This is a genomic window from Paracoccus mutanolyticus (assembly GCF_003285265.1).
GTDB lineage: Bacteria > Pseudomonadota > Alphaproteobacteria > Rhodobacterales > Rhodobacteraceae > Paracoccus > Paracoccus yeei.
Genome location: NZ_CP030239.1, coordinates 1,482,686 through 1,498,303, shown reverse-complemented (window position 1 = coordinate 1,498,303; position 15,618 = coordinate 1,482,686). Strand labels below are relative to the sequence as shown.

At 61.9% G+C, this 15,618-nt stretch carries 12 protein-coding genes and 3 pseudogenes; 7 read left to right on the top strand and 8 right to left on the bottom strand.

The window, feature by feature from the left end; translation table 11 throughout:
• Positions 1–4: 4 nt before the first annotated feature.
• The 8 genes from DPM13_RS08035 to DPM13_RS08005 form a co-directional block, all read right to left on the bottom strand.
• Entirely contained in the window at positions 5–781 is a 777-nt protein-coding gene (locus DPM13_RS08035) for a ParA family protein (protein ID WP_112887796.1), read from the bottom strand.
• A complete protein-coding gene (rsmG, locus tag DPM13_RS08030; protein ID WP_112887795.1) occupies positions 774–1,358 on the bottom strand; it encodes a 16S rRNA (guanine(527)-N(7))-methyltransferase RsmG in 585 nt (194 codons plus the stop codon). Before rsmG ends, DPM13_RS08035 begins: the two co-directional genes overlap by 8 nt.
• Positions 1,355–3,214, bottom strand: a complete 1,860-nt coding sequence (mnmG, locus tag DPM13_RS08025) for a tRNA uridine-5-carboxymethylaminomethyl(34) synthesis enzyme MnmG (RefSeq protein ID WP_112888727.1) — start codon at positions 3,212–3,214, stop codon at positions 1,355–1,357. Before mnmG ends, rsmG begins: the two co-directional genes overlap by 4 nt.
• A 9-nt stretch (positions 3,215–3,223) precedes the next feature.
• The gene (locus DPM13_RS08020; RefSeq protein ID WP_189654877.1) at positions 3,224–4,135 is read right to left on the bottom strand and encodes a tRNA modification GTPase; all 912 of its coding nucleotides are present in this window, start codon (positions 4,133–4,135) and stop codon (positions 3,224–3,226) included.
• Between the two features lie 175 nt (positions 4,136–4,310).
• Positions 4,311–4,487: a hypothetical protein gene (locus DPM13_RS20595; protein WP_189654876.1), complete on the bottom strand. Its 177-nt coding sequence runs from the start codon at positions 4,485–4,487 to the stop codon at positions 4,311–4,313.
• A 16-nt stretch (positions 4,488–4,503) separates the two neighbouring features.
• The gene (rho, locus tag DPM13_RS08015) at positions 4,504–5,775 is read right to left on the bottom strand and encodes a transcription termination factor Rho (RefSeq protein WP_028719609.1); all 1,272 of its coding nucleotides are present in this window, start codon (positions 5,773–5,775) and stop codon (positions 4,504–4,506) included.
• A 120-nt stretch (positions 5,776–5,895) separates the two neighbouring features.
• Positions 5,896–6,342, bottom strand: coding sequence for a protoporphyrinogen oxidase HemJ (gene hemJ / locus DPM13_RS08010; protein ID WP_028719608.1), 447 nt, complete (start codon positions 6,340–6,342; stop codon positions 5,896–5,898).
• Positions 6,343–6,748: 406 nt separating this feature from the next.
• Positions 6,749–7,264 carry a TAXI family TRAP transporter solute-binding subunit gene (locus DPM13_RS08005; protein ID WP_262983328.1) on the bottom strand — a complete coding sequence of 172 codons (516 nt, stop codon included), beginning with the start codon at positions 7,262–7,264 and terminating at the stop codon, positions 6,749–6,751.
• A gap of 88 nt (positions 7,265–7,352) precedes the next feature.
• Between DPM13_RS08005 and DPM13_RS22590 the strand changes: the two are divergent.
• From DPM13_RS22590 to fdhE, 7 genes and pseudogenes are all read left to right on the top strand, one after another.
• Positions 7,353–7,496: pseudogene (locus DPM13_RS22590) on the top strand (IS3 family transposase); the annotation flags it as partial.
• A 424-nt stretch (positions 7,497–7,920) separates the two neighbouring features.
• Positions 7,921–9,159 carry an aromatic ring-hydroxylating oxygenase subunit alpha gene (locus tag DPM13_RS08000; protein ID WP_028719606.1) on the top strand — a complete coding sequence of 413 codons (1,239 nt, stop codon included), beginning with the start codon at positions 7,921–7,923 and terminating at the stop codon, positions 9,157–9,159.
• Positions 9,159–10,235 carry a hybrid-cluster NAD(P)-dependent oxidoreductase gene (locus DPM13_RS07995; RefSeq protein WP_099648447.1) on the top strand — a complete coding sequence of 359 codons (1,077 nt, stop codon included), beginning with the start codon at positions 9,159–9,161 and terminating at the stop codon, positions 10,233–10,235. The genes DPM13_RS08000 and DPM13_RS07995 overlap by 1 nt, the downstream gene beginning before the upstream one ends.
• Positions 10,236–10,376: 141 nt before the next feature.
• The gene (gene fdnG, locus DPM13_RS07990; protein ID WP_112887793.1) at positions 10,377–13,460 is read left to right on the top strand and encodes a formate dehydrogenase-N subunit alpha; all 3,084 of its coding nucleotides are present in this window, start codon (positions 10,377–10,379) and stop codon (positions 13,458–13,460) included.
• A pseudogene (fdxH, locus tag DPM13_RS07985) lies at positions 13,457–14,371 on the top strand (formate dehydrogenase subunit beta); the annotation flags it as partial. The gene fdnG and the pseudogene fdxH, both read left to right, overlap by 4 nt.
• Before the next feature lie 64 nt (positions 14,372–14,435).
• A complete protein-coding gene (locus DPM13_RS07980) occupies positions 14,436–15,125 on the top strand; it encodes a formate dehydrogenase subunit gamma (RefSeq protein ID WP_112888726.1) in 690 nt (229 codons plus the stop codon).
• A 42-nt stretch (positions 15,126–15,167) separates the two neighbouring features.
• Positions 15,168–15,590: pseudogene (fdhE, locus tag DPM13_RS27655) on the top strand (formate dehydrogenase accessory protein FdhE domain-containing protein); the annotation flags it as partial.
• Positions 15,591–15,618 lie beyond the last annotated feature (28 nt).

Below are 15,618 nucleotides of genomic sequence, written 5' to 3'. Positions count from 1 at the left end.
CCCCTCAGGCGGCCACGACTTGGCGGCTCAGAAACTCTTCAGCCAAAGCGCGATAAGCTGCGCTGCCCTTCGAGTTCGAGTCGTATTGCAGAACCGGCATCGCATGGGACGGCGCCTCGGACAAGCGCACGTTGCGCGGGATTACCGTCTTGTAAACCAGACCCGACAGGGTGTTGCGCGCGTCCGCTTCGACCTGCTGGGACAGGTTGTTGCGATTGTCCGACATGGTCAGCAGAACCCCTTCGATCCGCAGATCGGGATTGGCAGTCTGCCGCACCTCGCGAACCGTCATGAGCAACTGCGAAAGCCCTTCAAGGGCATAAAATTCAGCCTGAAGGGGCACGAGGACGCTATCGGCGGCAACCATCGCATTGACCGTCAGCAGACCAAGCGCAGGCGGGCAGTCAATCAGGATAAACTCGAATTCCGACACACCGGACAGTTTCCGCCGCAAGAGATGAGTCCTGCCAGGCCGGTTGGACATTTCGAAATCAACCGACGACAAATCGCGGCTGGACGGCACAAGGCTGAGGTTGGCCAACTTGGTTGGCATAAGGCAGTCATGGAAAGTAACATCACCTGCCAGCAGATCGTAGGTCGTCGTTTCCCGCTCATCCGGATTGAAGCCAAGGCCCGTAGATGCGTTCCCTTGGGAGTCCAAGTCGACAAGGGCAATACTGTGACCAGCCTCGGCCAAGGCAGCGCCGAGATTGATGGCGGTCGTCGTTTTTCCGACCCCGCCTTTCTGGTTGGCGACTGCAATTATCCGCGTTTCACGCATGACAGATCCCTGTGATCTCCAAGATCGCTGCGTCCGAATCGGTGATGCTGGAATGGCTCAGCAGATCGAACGTCCAGGTTTTCCGGGCCTCATCGACCTCTGACTGCCAGTTTCTACCCTTCATCAACCAAGCCCTGCCCGATGGTGCGAGATGTCGTGCAACATATGACATGAGGAGCGGTAATGGGGCAAGGGCGCGCGCGCTGAGGTTCTGAGAATTCAGAGGTGATGTCTTCTCGATGCGGTGATTCAACACGGTGACATTGCGCAGGCCAAGCTCACGGACAACTGTCCTGAGAAAACTGCATTTTCTCTGGTCACTTTCCACCAAGGTCACAGGCGTTCCGGGGCGCAGAATGGCAACGACAATGGCCGGAAGACCACCACCACTTCCCAAGTCTGCCCAAGCGCCATCAGAGTTTGATGATAGGTGAACAAGGTGTTGTGAATCCTGAATGTGACGAAATTCAAGATCTTTAAGCGTGCTTGGCGCCACCAGATTTATCGTACCACTCCACTTACGAACGAGTGCCGCGTAATGCTCCAATTGTTCTGTTTCACGTGAAACATCGCTCATGCACTTCTGCGCTCGCCTGACCGAATTACCGCAAGAATAAAAGTTAAGGCTGCAGGCGTCATACCTTCGATTCGGCCTGCCTCTGCCAGATTAGCTGGCTTCTGCTTATTTAGCTTTTGCTTGAGCTCGTTAGACAGCCCCGACAGAGCATCGTAATCAAAGGTTTCAGGAATAGTTGCCGCTTCTTCTTTCCTAAGTTGTTCTGCGTCACGCGCTTGGCGATCAGCATACTGTGCATAAAGGGCATCGGTGGCCACCTGCTGCCGTATGATGGGATCGGCCTTACTCACGATTTCGTCGAGCCATAGTACCAATTCAGGCGTAATTTCCGATTGGCCAAGGAGAGAAAACAGGCTGCGCCGGCTGCCGTCCTGCCTAACCGCAATCCCCGCCTTATTCAATTGCGACGGCGTGAATTGAACCCGCTCGCAATGCTGACGCAACGCATGAATGCGGCGCATTTTATCCTTGTGCGCGTCCGCTCTATCTTGCGTCACACAGCCGAGTTCCAGACCAAGTGGGGTCAGTCTTTGATCAGCGTTGTCCGCCCGAAGTGAGAGGCGATATTCAGCGCGCGACGTGAACATACGATATGGTTCGGTGACTCCGCGCGTCACAAGGTCGTCGATCATGACGCCAATGTAGCTTTGTGACCGGCTGAAGGTAACGGAGGGACGCTTCAAGCTCTTCGACGCTGCGTTCAAGCCCGCGACCAAGCCTTGAGCTGCTGCCTCTTCATAGCCCGTCGTGCCATTGATCTGGCCTGCCAGGTAGAGCCCTTCGACCGCCTTGAGTTCCAAGGTCGGCCTTAGGGCGCGAGGATCAATATAATCATATTCAACCGCATAGCCTGGTTGAACAAGCTTGGCATATTCCAGGCCTCTTATCGAACGGACGTAGTCATGCTGAACGTCCTCTGGAAGCGAAGTGGATATCCCGTTCGGATAAACCAGCGTAGAATCCAACCCCTCAGGCTCCAGAAAGATCTGGTGTGTGTTCTTTTCGGAAAATCGAACGACCTTGTCCTCGATCGACGGGCAATATCGCGGCCCCACGCCATCTATGCGGCCGCCATACATTGCTGATCGGGATAGGTTTGCCCTGATGATGGCATGCGTCGTGGCATTGGTATGGGTAATGGCGCATGAAATTTGGGGAAGCGCCGTCTGGACACTCAGGTATGAAAACAGAACAGGTTCATCGTCCCCTCTCTGTTGTTCCAAGCTGGCCCAGTCGATGCTTGCCTTTTCGATACGGGGCGGCGTCCCCGTCTTCAACCGTCCTAAGGGAAGGCCGAGCGATTGCAGGGTCTGCGCCAAGGCTATCGACGTACCATCGCCCCACCGTCCTGCCCTTCGTGTGGTTTCCCCGATGTGGATGAGACCGTTGAGAAACGTGCCCGTGGTAAGAATCACGTTCCCTGTTAGGATATGATCGCCGTTAGCGAGCTTAACGCCTACAACTCTGTCTCCGTCTCTCTCAATATCGGACACCTCTCCGACGATGAGGACTAGGTTAGATTGTTCCGAGACCATCTTTGCGGCCGCGGATCGGTATATCTTTCTGTCTGCCTGGGCACGCGGACCTTGTACCGCAGGACCTTTACGGCGATTCAGCAACCGAAACTGAATACCGGCCGCGTCAGCCAAGCGCCCCATCACACCGTCCAAGGCATCGATTTCCCGGACAAGATGACCCTTGCCCAGTCCGCCAACGGCTGGATTACACGACAGCGTGCCTAGATCACCTCGGGACAGCGTGATCAAGGCCGTATTGGCACCCATGCGGGCAGATGCCATTGCGGCCTCGACTCCGGCATGTCCGCCACCGACAACCACTACATCAAATTGTTTCACGTGAAACACCTATTTTCCGATGCAGAATGACGAGAAGATCTCATCCAGATAGTCTTCGGCTCCGATGCGGCCAACCATCGAAGCCAGTTCATGTGACGCCTGCCGCACTGATTCGGCCAGTATCTCTGCAGGAGCCTCTTTGTCGACATCAAGAGCGGTGATTGCCCGACTCAGAGCCTCCGCCTGCCGCCTGTGGCTAACCAAACCCGGATTCACCGCTCGGACGTGCAGCCGTTCATATACCATGTCTAGCAATTCCGCGAGCCCTTGTCCGGTGGCGCCCGACACTCCGTCGTACCTACCTTCTCGGTCGATCTTGGATCGCACCGCTAGGTCGCCCTCTCGATAAGGATCCTGTCGTGCACCATCCTCTGACAGATGAATTCTCAGATCCGCGTCAAATGCCCGCTGCCGAGCACGTTCGACGCCCATCGCCTCAACGACATCGTCCGAATGCCTCAATCCCGCGGTATCCAGAAAGGTCACCGGAAGGCCACGAAGGTCGGTTCTTAGTTCGATGATATCGCGCGTCGTCCCCGCAATGTCCGACACCAGCGCCACATCCCGGCCCGCGATACGATTCAGAAGCGTCGACTTGCCCGCGTTGGGGGGGCCGATGATTGCAACCTCATATCCTTGACGAAGACGTTCAGTGGCAGGATAGCGGATCAGCATCCCCGCTAAATCACTGGATATGTCCTGAATAACATAGAAGACTTCATCAGGAACGTCCTCCGGAACCTCCTCATCGGCAAAGTCGATGCTAGCCTCGATCAGCGCCCCTGCCCGGACCAGCCTCGCGCGCAATGCATCCACCTTGCGGCCCAAGGCGCCATCCGTAGCCTGGACCGCCAGCTTCCGCTGCGCTTCGGTTTCCGCAGCCAGAAGATCGGCCAGACCTTCGGCCTCCGCAAGATCCATCCGACCATTCACGAAAGCCCTGCGGGTAAACTCACCCGCCTCTGCCCGCCGAGAAGACCGGGCAGCCTCCCCTGTGCGATGACGGGCAGCGAAGTGACTGGGAGAAGTGCAGCGATAGCGATCGCGCAAACCACGCGACTAAAGGCAGTGGAGCTCACGGCTAATCCTATGGTAATCAATTCACCGTGATCAGATCGCTGCCGTCCCGAATCGCGCGCAAGGTGGCGTGGCGGGGCTGTTCGACAGGCCCCGCCAGATCCTGCAACAAGGCATGCGCCTGCGGTCCGCTGATGCGGACCACTGTGACGCCACCCCGGCCGGGCGGCGTCGCCTCGGCAAAGATCGTATCCACCCAGCCTCGTCTCCTGTCAGGCGTTCATCGACTCGAAGAATTCGCCATTCGTCTTGGTCTGCTTCAGCTTCGAGATCAGGAACTCGATGGCGTCGGTCGTGCCCATCGGGTTCAGAATGCGCCGCAGCAGATAAGTCTTCTGCAGATCCTTCGCATCCACCAGAAGTTCCTCTTTCCGGGTGCCGGATTTCAGGATGTCCATGGCCGGGAAGACGCGCTTGTCGGCGACCTTCCGATCCAGGACGATCTCACTGTTGCCGGTACCCTTGAACTCTTCGAAGATCACCTCGTCCATGCGCGATCCGGTGTCGATCAGCGCCGTCGCAATGATGGTCAGCGAACCGCCTTCCTCGATATTGCGCGCGGCGCCGAAGAAACGCTTCGGCCGCTGCAAGGCATTCGCATCGACACCGCCGGTCAGCACCTTGCCCGAGCTGGGGACAACGGTGTTGAACGCCCTACCAAGTCTTGTGATTGAGTCGAGAAGAATAACAACATCTCGTTTATGCTCGACCAGTCGCTTGGCTTTTTCGATGACCATTTCCGAAACCGCGACATGTCGGCTGGCCGGCTCGTCGAAGGTCGAGGAGACGACCTCCCCCTTGACCGACCGCTGCATGTCGGTGACTTCCTCGGGCCGCTCGTCGATCAGCAGGACGATCAGGTAGCACTCCGGATGGTTCCGGGCGATCGAATGGGCGATGTTTTGCAGCAGCACCGTCTTGCCGGTGCGCGGCGGCGCCACGATCAGCGACCGCTGGCCCTTGCCGATCGGGGCGACCAGGTCGATGATCCGGGCCGAGCGATCCTTGATCGTGGGATCCTCGATCTCCATCTTCAGCCGCTCATTCGGGTAAAGCGGCGTCAGGTTGTCGAAGGCGACCTTGTGGCGCGCCTTTTCAGGGTCCTCGAAGTTGATGCGTTCGACCTTGGTCAGCGCGAAATAGCGCTCGTTCTCGCCCGGCGCGCGGATCACGCCCTCGACGGTGTCGCCGGTGCGCAGCGAATGCTGCCGGATCATGTCGGGGCTGACATAGATGTCGTCGGGACCGGGCAGATAGTTCGCCTCGGTCGAGCGCAGAAAGCCGAAGCCGTCCTGGACGACCTCCAGCACGCCATCGCCGCCGATCTCGAACCCTTCTTCGGCGTGCTCCTTGAGGATCGAGAACATCATCTCGCCCTTGCGCATCGTCGAGGCGTTCTCGATCTCCCATTCCTCGGCCATGGACAGCAGGTCTGCCGGGCTCTTGGCCTTCAGGTCGGAAAGATTAAGGCGTTCTTCGCTCATATCCATGCCTATGCGATGCGGCGCACCCGCAAGCGGGGCAGCGCGTCAATCTGTGTGCGGAAAAGACCACCGGACGGCGGACGGCTGTCACATAGGCAGAAACGGCCCCTGAGTCAATTCTCAGAACCGCAGGATCACCGAAAGCACGATTACGACCATCAGCAGGGTCGGAACCTCGTTCATCATCCGATAGGTCCGGCCGTTTGCTCCGCGGCCCTCGGACAAAGCCCGGCGCTGACGCGCAAGCCACATGTGAAACCCGGTCATCGCCAGCACGGCCGCGCCCTTGGTCCAAGGCCAGACCTGTGAAAAATCAACGATTCCAGGGGTTAGGACCAGCAGCAGGCCGGCGATCCAGGTCACGATCATCGCCGGATTCATGATCAGCCGCAGCAGCTTTTCCTCCATGATCGCCAGCGAGGCCGCAGGCTCGGTCCCCGTGCGGCCGCGCTCGGCGTGATAGACGAACAGGCGCGGCAGATAGAACAGTCCCGCCATCCAGGAAATCACCGCCATGATGTGCAGGGCTTTGATCCAGGGATAGGCCTGGGCGAGCAGATCGGTCATGGGCGCCTCCGCCGTCCCTTCTTTCAAAAAAATAGGTAAAGATAAAGAAGGATGATGTAGTGGTAGGCCCTGTGCATAACGGGAAATCAATGTTCCACGCCAGAATTCCACCGCAGCGAGGAATGTGGAGAAAAATGCGCTCTCGCAGCACGACCAGAAATTTCCGTTTAAAAACATAAATATAGTTTTATCCAACCTGTGGATAAGTTTGTGAGAACTTTTGTTGTCCACAACGTGTGGAAAAGGCCGATGGGCTTGTCGACATGTGGAAAACCCGCCTTCGTTCGCCAGCCGTTCCAGGGGCTCGTCCACAGGCTCTGCGCAGGCCCCGATTCCCGCACATGTCCCGCCCCCTGAGTCGCGGGTTCTTGTCCACAGGCTTATGCGCAAGTCTGGGGCCAAGGCCTCAGTCCAGCATCCCGATCTCGCGATAGAACTGCGCGGCGCCGGGATGCAGGGGGATTCCCAGCCCCTCCAGCGCATGGGACCGCTCGATGGCGCGGCCCATCGGACGGCCCGTGCGCAGCAGCCGGGCCGAGGGCTCGCTCCACAAGGCGCGGGTGATCGACAGGATCAGGTCGTCGGGCTGGCGGGCCGAGGTCGCCCAGATGGCGGCCACGGACAACGTGGGCACAGCCTCGCCCTGTCCCTGGTAGGTGCCGGGCGGGATGGTGCTTTCGGACAGGAACGGGTGATCCTGCGCAACCTGGCGCGCCAGTTCCGCCGGAATCGGCAGTAGGGATATCTCGACCTGGCCAGCCAGTTCAGCGATGGCGGGGGCGGGGTAGCCGCCGACAAAGAAGAAGGCGTCCAGTTCGTTCCTGGACAGGGCGCGGGCGGCATCGGACGCGCTCAGCCTTGCTTCCGTGAAATCGCCCGGCGCCAGACCGGCGGCCGCCAGGATGATCCCCGCATCCACCATCGTGCCCGAACCCGCCATGTCCACGGAAACCCGTTTGCCGCGCAGGTCGCGATGGTTGCGCTTGCAGCGTCCCGCCGCGCACCACATGATCGCCTTTGTCATCGACGTCTTCGCCCGAAAGATCGTCGGTTGGCGCGTCTCGACATCGATGGCGACCGGCTTCGTCCTCGATGCCCTGAACCAGGCCATCTGCCAGCGTGCGCCGGGCGAGGCCGATAAGCTGATCCATCACTTCGCTGGCGAGCCGAGGCGATCAGCCCCGCCACCCCGCAGGGCCCGCCCTGCGCGCAGGGGCGCGAGCCGGGCGGTGCCGAAATCGCCGTGGCGATCAGGGCCCCGACTGGATAATAGGTGCCGCCCGTCGCGGCCGTTGCGATGCGAAAAAAGCGCAGTTCCTCGGCCCGGGGGGCGGGAATGCAGACCATGGCCAGGGCGATGGTCGCTGCCAGAAACCGCATCATCATCGTTCTGCTCCTGTCTTCTTGGCGCCCGGTCAGCCTAGCACAAGGCCAGGACTGCTCGGCACAAATGCATGGGCCGGCCGCCGGGGTTCGTTTCCGTCGTCTGAATGTCGCATTTGTCGGATTGCGATCCGCCAAAGGGGTGCAAATCTCGGATCAGGAAGCCCCTCCCACCCCAGCCACCGGAATCAAGCCATGCTGAACCCCGCGGAAATCCTGTCCCAGCTTGCCAATCGGCAGCCGAAATATTCGCTGAGCCGCGATCTTTACTGCGACGAAGGCGTGTTCCAGAACGATCTGGAACAGATCTGGTACAAGGAATGGCTGTTCGCCATCCCGGCCTGCGAAATTCCCAAGACCGGCAACTACGCGACGATGCAGGTTGGCGCCTATCCGGTGCTGATCGTGCGCGGCGGCGACGGCAAGATCCGCGCCTTCCACAACGTGTGCCGCCATCGCGGCCAGCGGCTGTGTTCCAAGCCCAGCGGCTCGACCGCCAAGCTGGTCTGCCCCTATCACCAGTGGACCTACGAACTGGACGGCAAGCTGCTATACGCCCGCGACATGGGCGACGACTTCGATGCGTCCAAGTTCGGGCTCAAGCCGGTGCATTGCGTCGACCTGAATGGCATGGTCTTTGTCTGCCTGGCCGAGGTGCCGCCCTCGATCGCCGAACTGGGCAAGAACCTGATCCCCTATCTGGCGCCCTCGGGCCTGGCGGATGCCAAGGTGGCCTTCTCCTCGACCATCATCGAGAACGGCAACTGGAAGCTGGTGATCGAGAACAACCGCGAATGCTATCACTGCGGCGGCAGCCACCCCTCGCTCTGCCGGACCTATTCCGACAACCCGCTGATGACGGTGATGGAGGGGCCGAACGCCGCCTCGCCGGAAATCCTGGCCCATTGGGACCGCTGCGACAAGGCGGGCGTGCCCGCGCGTTTCGTGAACCAGGCCGACATGCAGTGGCGTCTGGCGCGGGTTCCGCTGCTGGACAATGCCGAAAGCTTCACCATGTCGACCAAGGCGGCCGTCGCGCGCCGCATGGGCACCATGCCCTGGAACGACGCGGGCAGCCTGATGTTCTATCACTTCCCGTCCAGCTGGAACCACTTCCTGCCCGACCACGCCATCGTGTTCCGCCTGCTGCCGATCAGCCCGACCGAAACCGAGGTGACCAGCAAGTGGCTGGTCCACAAGGACGCTGTCGAGGGCAAGGATTACGACCTGAAAACCCTGACCGAGGTGTGGCTCGCCACCAATGACGAGGATCGCCGCGTGGTCGAGGAAAACCAGAAGGGCATCCTGTCGCCCGCCTATCAGCCCGGGCCCTATTCCCCCACGCAGGAGGAAGGCGTGATCCACTTCGTCGACTGGTATGTGCGGCACATGCAAAAGCACCTGACCCCCAGCCCGGCCATGGCGGCCGAATAATGGCGGTTCTGGTCAAGGCATTCGGCGACAAGCCGTGGAAGGACGACGAGTTGCTGGAATGCGCGATGGTGGTGCCCGAGACATCGGACACCGCCACCTTCACCTTCCGCGCACCGTCGGGGGCCTGGTTCGATTATCAGCCGGGCCAGTTCATCACGCTGGACCTGCCGGTGCCGGGCGGGAACGTGCAGCGGACCTACACGATCAGCTCCAGCCCGTCGCGGCCGCTGTCGATCTCGGTCACGGTCAAGGCGCAGATGGGCAGCATCGGCACGCGCTGGATGCTGGATCACCTGCGCCCCGGCATGCGGCTGAAAGCCTTCGGGCCCGCCGGCATCTTCAGCTTTCTGCGCCACGAGGCGCCGAAATACCTGATGATCTCGGCGGGGTCGGGCATCACGCCGATGATGTCGATGACCACCTGGGCCTGGGATTCGGGCGAGATGCCGGACATCGTCTTCGTCCATGCCGCCCGCGCGCCCAGCGACATCATCTTTCGCCAGCGGCTGGAAGGCATGGCCGACCGGGTGCCCGGCCTGCAGCTGCGCTTCACGGTCGAGGAATCGGACCCGTTCCGCACCTGGCACGGCTATCGCGGCCGCCTGAACCAGATCATGCTGGGCCTGATGGCGCCCGATTACCTGGAACGCGAAGTCTTCTGCTGCGGCCCCGAGCCCTTCATGCAGGCGGTGCGCGACATGCTGATCGCGCTTGGCTATGACATGGACCGCTATCACCAGGAAAGCTTCGGCGCGCCCATCCGCAACGAGGCCGATGCCCCCGTCCTGGACGATGTGGTCCCCGACGAGGACAGCGCGGCCCAGATCACCTTCGCCGCTTCGGGCATCACGGCGAAATGCGCCGAGACCGACACCGTCCTGGCGGTGGCCAAGGCCAATGGGCTGAACATCCCCTCGGGTTGCACCTTTGGCCTTTGCGGCACCTGCAGGATCAAGAAGACCTCGGGCGAGGTGCACATGGTTCACAATGGCGGCATCACCGACGAGGACATCGAGGAAGGCTATATCCTGGCCTGCTGTTCGCACCCCATCGGCGCCATTGCCGTCGAGGTCTGAGCGGCGATCAGAAGGCCGTTTTCACGATCGGGGGGCGGGCTTCGGAACCCGCCCCTTCGGCGTCCGTTCGCTTGACAGGACTGCCATACCGGGCCAATCTTCGCTCATACCTATCTATACGACAGGCAAAAGGAGGGTTTGATGAACATCGACCTCTCACGCCGCAGTTTCCTGAAAATTGCGGGTGCGGGTGTCGCGGCGACGTCGCTGGGGGCCTTGGGCTTCGGCGACGCCGAGGCAGCGGAACAGGCGCATGTGCGCGCCTTCAAGCTGGCCTCGACCACCGAGACACGCAACACCTGCACCTATTGCTCGGTCGCATGCGGCATCCTGATCTATTCCAAGGGTGACGTGGCGGCCGGCGAACAGGCGGTCATCACCCATATCGAGGGCGATGCCGACCACCCGACGAACCGCGGCACGCTGTGCCCCAAGGGCGCGGCGCTGAAGGACATCGTTCATTCCGAAACCCGCCTGACCACGCCCCGCATCCGCCGCCCCGGCGCCGCCGGGTTCGAGGAGATCAGCTGGGACGACGCCCTGGACAAGATCGCCCGCGCGCTCAAGGACGACCGCGACGCGAACATGGTCCTGACCAATGACGCGGGCGTCACGGTCAACCGCTGGACGACGACCGGATTTCTGGCCGCGTCGGCCACCACGAACGAAACGGCCTGGCTGACCTACAAGACGGTCCGGTCCATGGGAATCGTCGGTTTCGACAATCAGGCGCGCGTTTGACACGGCCCCACGGTGTCCAGTTTGGGCCCGACCTTTGGCCGTGGAGCGATGACCAATCCATGGACTGACATCAAGAACACCGACCTGGTGATCGTCATGGGCGGCAACGCCGCCGAAGCCCATCCCTGCGGCTTCAAATGGGTGACCGAGGCCAAGGCGCATCGCGGCGCCAAGCTGATCGTCGTGGACCCGAGGTTCACGCGCACGGCCTCCGTGTCCGACTATTACGCGCCGATCCGGCCGGGGTCCGACATCACCTTCCTGATGGCGCTCATCAACTGGATGATCCAGAACGACAAGGTCCAGTGGGAATACGTCAAGAACTTCACCAACGCGGCCTTCATCGTGAAGGACGAGTTCGGCTGGAGCGACGGGCTGTTTTCCGGCTACGACCCGGAAAAGCGCGACTATGACAAGTCCAGCTGGGATTATGTCATTGGCGATGACGGCTTTGCCCAGGTCGACATGACGCTGCAGAACCCGCGCTGCGTCTGGAACCTGCTCAAGGAACACGTCTCGCGCTATACGCCCGAACTGGTCGAACAGGTCTGCGGCACCCCCAGCGACCGCTTCCTGAAGATCGCGCAGATGATCGGCGAATGTTCGGCGCCCGACAAGACCATGACCTCGATGTATGCGCTTGGCTGGACGCAGCATGCCAAGGGCGCGCAGAACATCCGCGGCATGGCCATGCTGCAGCTGATCCTGGGCAACATCGGCGTCCGGGGCGGCGGCATGAACGCCTTGCGCGGGCATTCCAACATTCAGGGCCTGACCGACATCGGGCTGATGTCGAACCTGATCCCGGGCTATTTGAACATGCCCACGGAAAAGGAAGCCGACTGGGCGACCTACATGTCCAGCCGGAACTTCAAGCCCTTGCGGCCGGGCCAGACCAGCTACTGGCAGAACTATCCCAAGTTCATGGTCAGCTTCATGAAGGCCATGTGGGGCGATGCCGCCAGGGTCGAAAACGACTGGGCCTATCACTACCTGCCCAAGCTCGACGTGCCCACCTATGACATCCTGCGCATGTTCGAGCTGATGAAGGCCGGGCAGATCACCAACTATTTCTGCCAGGGCTTCAACCCCCTGCTGGCCTTCCCGAACCGCGCCAAGCTGACCGAGGCCCTGAGCAAGCTCAAGCTTCTGGTCATCATGGACCCGCTGGAGACCGAAACCGCCCGGTTCTGGGAAAACCACGGCGAACACAACGACGTGGACACCGCCTCGATCCAGACCGAGGTGATCCAGCTGCCGACCACCTGCTTTGCCGAAGACGACGGCTCGCTGGTGAACTCGGGGCGCTGGCTGCAATGGCACTGGGCGGCGGGCACGCCCCCGGGCCAGGCAAGGCGCGACACCTGGATCATGTCGCAGATCTTCCTGCGGGTGAAGAAGCTTTATCAGGACGAGGGCGGGATCTTCCCCGATCCGATCCTGAACCTGACCTGGGACTATGCCGATCCGAACGAACCCACCGCCGAGGAACTGGCCAAGGAAATGAACGGCCGCGCGCTGCGCGACGTCTATGACCTCAAGGACACCACCAAGCTGCTGACGCCGGCCGGCAAGCAGCTGGTGAACTTCAGCCAGTATCGCGACGATGGCTCGACCATGGGCGGCTGCTGGATCTTCTCGGGCTGCTGGACCGAGGAAGGCAACATGATGGCGCGGCGGGACAACACCGATCCCGACGACACCGGCATGTATCTGAACTGGACCTACAGCTGGCCGCTGAACCGCCGGATCCTGTACAACCGGGCCTCGGCGGACATGCAGGGCAAGCCTTGGGACCCCTCGCGCAAGCTGATGGAATGGAACGGCGAGAAATGGACGGGCTACGACATTCCCGACATCGCCCCCACCGCCAGGCCGGACGAGATCGGCCCCTTCATCATGAACCAGGAAGGCGTCTCGCGCCTGTTTACCCGGGGCATGATGCGCGACGGTCCCTTCCCGACACATATGGAGCCCTTTGAAAGCCCCATCGCCAACCCGTTCAACGCCCGGATGCGGGGCAACCCGGTGGCGCGGGTCTTTGTCGACGATGCCGAGCAATTCGGCACCAGCGACGAATTCCCCTTTGTCGCCACCTCCTATCGGTTGACCGAGCATTTCCACTACTGGACCAAGAACAACCGCATCAATGCCGCGCTTCAGCCCGAATTCTTCGTCGAGATCAGCGAGGAACTGGCGGCCGAACGGGGCATCACCCGGGGCGGCTGGGTGCGGGTCTGGTCCAAGCGCGGCTCGATCAAGGCCAAGGCGCTGGTGACCAAGCGCATCCGCCCGCTGCAATGCGGCGACAAGCTGGTCCATGTGGTGGGCATCCCGCTGCACTGGGGGTTTGTGGGCGCGGCGCGCAAGGGCTGGGGGCCGAACAGCCTGACGCCCTTCGTCGGTGACGCAAACGTGGAAACGCCGGAGTTCAAGGCGTTCCTTGTCAATATCGAACCCGCGACCGGGGAGGCCGTGTCATGACCATGGACCCGAACCTCGACAGCCCGCGGACGGCGGTGGCCAATCCTCCGGTCCAGCCGATGCCGGCCAACCTGGGGGCGGGCGATGTCGTCCGCGCCTCGGCCATGCCGGACCTGGCGCCGCCGACGCGCCAGCTGACGCCCGTCGCCAAGCTGATCGACGTCAGCAAATGCATCGGCTGCAAGGCTTGTCAGTCGGCCTGCGCCGAGTGGAACGACACCGTCCCCGAGATCGAGCACAACGTGGGCATGTATCAGAACCCCCACGACCTGACGCCCGACATGTTCACCCTGATGCGGTTCACCGAATACGAGAACCCCGACAGCGGCGATCTGGAATGGCTGATCCGCAAGGACGGCTGCATGCATTGCGCCGATCCGGGCTGCCTGAAGGCCTGCCCGGCCCCCGGCGCCATCGTGCAGTACACGAACGGCATCGTGGATTTCATCCACGAGAACTGCATCGGCTGCGGCTATTGCGTGACGGGCTGCCCGTTCAACATCCCGCGCGTCAGCCAGAAAACCCATGTCAGCTACAAGTGCACGCTGTGCTCGGACCGGGTGGCGGTCGGGCAGGGGCCGGCTTGCGCCAAGGCCTGCCCCACCCAGGCCATCGTCTTCGGCACCAAGGAGGACATGGTCGCCCATGCCGAGGAGCGGGTCGCGGACCTGAAATCGCGCGGCTATGACAATGCCGGCATCTATGATCCCGAAGGCGTGGGCGGCACGCATGTGTTCTATGTGCTGCACCATGCCGACCAGCCGGGGCTGTACTCGGATGCCCTGAACCAGGCCATCTGCCAGCGTGCGCCGGGCGAGGCCGATAAGCTGATCCATCACAGTGATCGGGGCAGCCAGTATCTGTCGATCCGATACACCGAGAGACTGGCTGAGGCAGGCATCAACCTCAGCGCCCAGGCGGCAGTGTGGGGGAGCTGGTGCAGGGCTCGACCACATCGCCAGGCAAGGGGGCATGATGCGGGACCGTCTTTATTATTCCGAAGCGGGCGACCGGATCGAAAGCACCCGGCCCGTCCTGGTCAGCCGCTATCGCGGCTTCACCCGGGCGAACCACTGGGTGACGGCGATCAGCCTGATCGCGCTGCTGCTTTCGGGCATGGCGCTGTTTCACCCCTCGCTTTACTTTCTGACGGGGCTGTTCGGTGGCGGCCAGACCACACGCTGGCTGCACCCCTTCGTGGGCGTGCTGCTGTTCTTCAGCTTTTTCATCCTGTTCGCCCAGCTGTGGCGCCTGAATCTGCCCAAGCCCGAGGATCGCACCTGGGTCAGCCAGATCGGCGAGGTGGTGAAGGGAGAAGAGGAGAAACTGCCCGAGATGGGGAAATACAACCCCGGGCAGAAGTTCGTCTTCTGGGGGATGTCGGTGCTGATCGTGGTGCTGATCGTCACCGGCATCATGATCTGGGAACAGTTCTTCGGCCATCTCGTCAACATCCAGACCCGCCGCTGGGCGGTGCTCGTCCATTCGCTGGCGGCGGTCGGCATCACGCTGGTCTTCATCCTGCATGTCTATGCGGCGATCTGGACGCGGGGCACCCTGCGGGCGATGACGCGCGGCACGGTGACCGGCGGCTGGGCCTGGCGCCACCACCGCAAATGGCTGCGCGAACTGGCTGGACGCGGCGGCCGGGGCCCGGCAGAGTAGGCCCGGCCCAAGGACAGTGGCCGGTTCGGCCCCAAGGATAAGATGACGACCGTCAAACCCGACCCCTCGATGATCGGCGGCGTGGCCAAGGTTCCGCTGGCCCGCCTGCCCGACCCTCCGGCCCTGTTCCGCACCCGGTCCGAACGCCTGGCGTTTCTGGCCGGGCACAACCCGAACCTGGGCCCGTATCTGCGTTTCCTGGCGGCGATCTGTGACGCCCAAGCCCAGGTCGCGGCGCAGCTTCCGGCCCCCGATCTTCCCTCGGCCGAACGCCTGCAACAGGCCCGAAGCGCCGCCATGCCGCCGCTGGGGCCGTCCGACCTGCGCGCGGGCCTTGCCCGAACGCTCGACCGGCTGCTGGAGCGCCTGGGCCCCATCGACATGCCGCAGCCCGCGCAGCTGGCGCTGGACGCGCTGCGGGACGCAACGCCCTCGGACCGCGACTGGGTGCTGGAGAACGTGCTGGCGGGCACCATACCCGCCGACAGCGTGG